At 74.7% G+C, this 3,359-nt stretch carries 2 protein-coding genes, 1 pseudogene and 1 riboswitch; of the genes and pseudogenes, 1 reads left to right on the forward strand and 2 read right to left on the reverse strand.

Annotated features, from left to right (window positions below):
* A pseudogene (locus tag ABD308_RS13500) lies at positions 1 to 336 on the forward strand (hypothetical protein); the annotation flags it as partial.
* Here the strand turns inward: ABD308_RS13500 and ABD308_RS13505 are convergent.
* Both ABD308_RS13505 and ABD308_RS13510 read right to left on the reverse strand, forming a co-directional pair.
* Complete coding sequence (locus tag ABD308_RS13505; RefSeq protein ID WP_344333063.1) at positions 303 to 1,472, reverse strand: magnesium and cobalt transport protein CorA; 1,170 nt, start codon at positions 1,470 to 1,472, stop codon at positions 303 to 305. The pseudogene ABD308_RS13500 and the gene ABD308_RS13505 sit on opposite strands and share 34 nt — an antisense overlap.
* Positions 1,473 to 1,838: 366 nt before the next feature.
* A riboswitch (M-box (ykoK) riboswitch) is annotated at positions 1,839 to 2,020 on the reverse strand.
* A gap of 139 nt (positions 2,021 to 2,159) precedes the next feature.
* Positions 2,160 to 3,119, reverse strand: coding sequence for an ATP-grasp domain-containing protein (locus ABD308_RS13510; protein WP_344333065.1), 960 nt, complete (start codon positions 3,117 to 3,119; stop codon positions 2,160 to 2,162).
* Positions 3,120 to 3,359: the final 240 nt, after the last annotated feature.

Consider the following 3,359-nt stretch of genomic DNA (forward strand, 5'->3'; position numbering starts at 1 on the left):
GTGCGCGCCGCCGGCCTGGCCGCCGCCGTGGCCGCCGCCTGCGGCTACGGCCTCACCTACCTCGGCCTCGGGACGGCCGGCCCGGACCAGAGCGCCCGTCTCCACCAACGCGTCCCCAGCGAGACCCGGGCCACCGCCCTCTCCGTCCAGTCCCTCGCCCTCCAGCTGTCCGGCGCCCTGGCCGGCCTCGCCCTCGCCCTCCTGCCACCCGGCCCACCCCGCTGGCTCCTCGGCGCCACCGCCCTCGCCGGCGCCGCCCTCCTCTGGACCGGCCGCCGCCCGGAGGCCGCCCCGACCGACCGTCACAGCCAGTCGCGGCGCTTGAAGATCAAGTAGAGGCTGGTGCAGACCAGGGCCATCAGGGCGATCGCGAAGGGGTAGCCGAAGGCCCAGTGCAGCTCCGGCATCGTGTCGAAGTTCATGCCGTAGACGGTGCCGATCAGGGTCGGGGCGAAGAGGATGGCCGCCCAGGAGGAGATCTTCTTGATCTCGTCGTTCTGGGCGTGGCCGGCCTCGGCGAGCTGCTTCATCTCCTCGTTCTGCCGCTGGGAGACCAGGGTGGCGTTGACGGTGAGGATGTTCTGCAGCATCTGGCGGAAGCCGTCGACCCGCTCGGCGGCGTAGGTGGCGTGGTCGGCGACGTCACGCAGGTAGCGCTGGAGCTCCTCGTCGGTGCCGTACTTGCCGAAACCGGCCTCCAGGCTCTTCATGATCTCCAGCAGCGGCCGGGTGGCGCGCTGGAACTCGATGACCTCGCGGGAGAGTTCGTAGATGCGCCGGGACACCTGCGGGTCGCCGCCGAACACCTCGGTCTCGATCTCGTCGATGTCGTGCTGCAGGCCCGCGATGACCGGGGCGTAGCCGTCGACGACGGCGTCGAGCACCGCGTACAGCACCGCCTCGGGGCCGAGGGCCAGCAGCTCCGGGTCGGCCTCCAGCCGGCGGCGGACGGCGGACAGGTCGGGGGCCTGGGAGTGGCGGACGGTGAGGACGAAGTCGGGGCCGACGAAGAGGTGGATCTCGCCGAAGTCGACCTCCTCCACGTCGTCCAGGTAGCGGGCGGCGCGCAGCACGACGAACAGGGTGTCGCCGTAGCGCTCCAGCTTGGGGCGCTGGTGGGCGACGATGGCGTCCTCGACCGCCAGCTCGTGCAGGTTGAACCGCTCGGCGGCCTCCAGCAGCTGGACGTCGGCGGGGCGGTAGAGCCCGATCCAGGCCATGGTGCCGGGCTTGCCGGGCAGTTCCCGGTAGACGTCGGCCAGGTTGGCGGACGACTGCACGCGGTGACCGTCGCGGTAGACGGCCGCGTCGACGACGGAGCGCTCCAGGCTCACGTGCTCGACCGGCTGGTCCGGGCGCGGGTCCATCGAGTGCTCGGGGGCCGGCTCGGCGGGCGCGCCGCCGACCGGGGTGACGGGACGGGTGAAAGGACGCTTGCTCGCGCGCACGGCGCGCACACGCCAGTCGGACATGGCGGGGTACCTCCGCGGTTCGGGGGCCGCCGCAGCCGGGAACACGGTGGTTCACGCGCTGCGGGGCGGGCGGGAGGCGCCCGGCCGTCCTCCACCGCGCACGGCGCCCGGTCCGCGCGTCGGCCTCGCCGGGATCAGCGGCGGGCGGTGCGGCGGCGGGGGTCGGGAGCGGTACGGGAAAAGGGGTGCCGGGTGCCAGGAAGAGTGGGGGACGTCCTGGGGAGGGGCCGACTTCGACCCGGACTGCCACTGCACTCCACTGCTCTCACCTCCTCGCCGTCGGGGCGCCCGCGCGGGGTCGCCGTAACCGGGCCACCAGGAGGCTCCACACGCCGGACGGACGCGCACGGGCGCCGCGACGGCGGGTGGGCACCCCTGATCTCGTCAGAGCTTTGGCACGCCACGGCGTAGCGCCCCGGTCTCCCGGGGTGCAGCCACTTGGGGTCACCCCTTAGGCCGGGGAGACCTGTCCTGACCCTGGGCGTCTCTCGACGTCGTGGGGTCAGTGGCCTGTGTCCGTGGCGACGCCTCACCGAACGAGGTGCCTTCACAACCTCCACGAGTCTAGTACCCGCCGGAGGGCCTCTTCGACCGGGGGTCCGGCGGCTTTCCGTCCCGGGACGGGCGTTCCGGGGCCGTTCCCGTGTGACGTGATGTCAGTTTCCGCGCGGAGGCGGACTCCGGTCATCACCCGGCGGGCGCCTCCAGGTGGGCCGCCACGTACGGCACGGCGACCGCCTCCAGCGCGCCGGGCGAGCCGTACGCCGGGTGGACGTTGACCTCGAAGACCACGCCGCCGCTCTCCGCCGCGAGGTCGACGGCGGCGAACGGCAGCCCCACCGCCCCGGTGGCGGCCTCCGCAAGCTCCGCCAGCCCGGCGGGCAGCTCCGCCAGCGGCAGCGGGGTGGAGACGGCGCCCCGGGCGAGGTTGCACGGCTCGTCCGGGTCGTCCTGCACGTGTTCGACGGCGCGCAGCGCCCGCCCGCCGAGCACGGTCACCCGGTACTGGTGGCGGCGGCCGTCCGCGGTGAAGTTGCGGGCGTCCTGGGCGAGCAGCCAGTCGGCGCCGGCCCGCGCGTAGCACTCGGCCGCCTCGGCGAGCTGGGCGCGGGTGGTGACGTGGAAGACGTCCTGCCCGCTCATGCCGACGGCCGGACGGGCCCAGACGTCGCCGCCGAGCCGGTCGAACACCTCGGCGGCCTCGGCGGCGGTGGGCCGGGAGAGCGTGACGGTGGGCATCTGGCGGACGCCGGCGCGGGCGAAGCACTCGACGGCGAGCCGCTTGTCGCTGGCCGCCCGCCAGCCGCCGACGGCGGTGCCGAGCGAGCGGACGCCGTGCTCGCGCAGGGCCCGCTGGAGGTCGGCGAGCTCCAGGCGCCGGTGCGGCGGTATCTCGTAGAGGATCACCGCCCGGGCCGCCAGCGCGAGGCCCTCGGCGGGGACCTCCAGGACGACGCCGTCGCCGCCGCCGTTGCCGCGCACCCGGCCGCCACCGGCCGGCCCGTGCGGTCCGCCGCTCATGAAGTGCCGCGCGTCGAGCAGCACCGGCGCCCGCCCGGTGAGCCGGTGCGCGGCGGTGGCCAGCGCCTCCCGGCTGCCCTCGGTCGAGCCGTGATCGGTCATCAGAACGAGCTCGCTGCGCCCCATGGGACCATGGAACATGTCGCGGACATGCCTAGGCAAGGGCTTCCGGGAATTCGGCCCCCTGGAGCGAGCGCCGACGGGCCCCACCGCTCCGGACGGTTCACGGGCCACCACCCCGATCGGGCGGGTCGCGTCGCCTTCCGGCCGCTCCGGAAGAGGTGCCCGGAGGACGACGTGCCGTCACCACTCCAGGAGGGGCACGCGCATGCGAACCGGCCTCGCGTCCGCCGCCCCGGCCGCCTG

The sequence above is a fragment of the Kitasatospora putterlickiae genome, assembly GCF_039527695.1.
GTDB classification, from domain to species: Bacteria; Actinomycetota; Actinomycetes; order Streptomycetales; family Streptomycetaceae; genus Kitasatospora; species Kitasatospora putterlickiae.